Source organism: Paenibacillus vini (assembly GCF_018403325.1).
In the GTDB taxonomy this organism is placed as follows: domain Bacteria; phylum Bacillota; class Bacilli; order Paenibacillales; family Paenibacillaceae; genus Fontibacillus; species Fontibacillus vini.
Map to the genome: position 1 here is coordinate 1 of NZ_BOSL01000077.1, position 255 is coordinate 255.

Genomic DNA, 255 nt, shown 5'->3' on the forward strand with positions numbered 1-255 from the left:
CATTCCGCCTGGGGAGTACGGTCGCAAGACTGAAACTCAAAGGAATTGACGGGGACCCGCACAAGCAGTGGAGTATGTGGTTTAATTCGAAGCAACGCGAAGAACCTTACCAGGTCTTGACATCCCTTTGACCGGTACAGAGATGTACCTTTCCTTCGGGACAGAGGAGACAGGTGGTGCATGGTTGTCGTCAGCTCGTGTCGTGAGATGTTGGGTTAAGTCCCGCAACGAGCGCAACCCTTAACTTTAGTTGCC

At 52.5% G+C, this 255-nt stretch carries 1 rRNA gene; it reads left to right on the top strand.

Annotated features, from left to right (window positions below):
- A 16S ribosomal RNA gene (locus KJS57_RS26235) occupies positions 1 to 255 on the top strand; the annotation flags it as partial.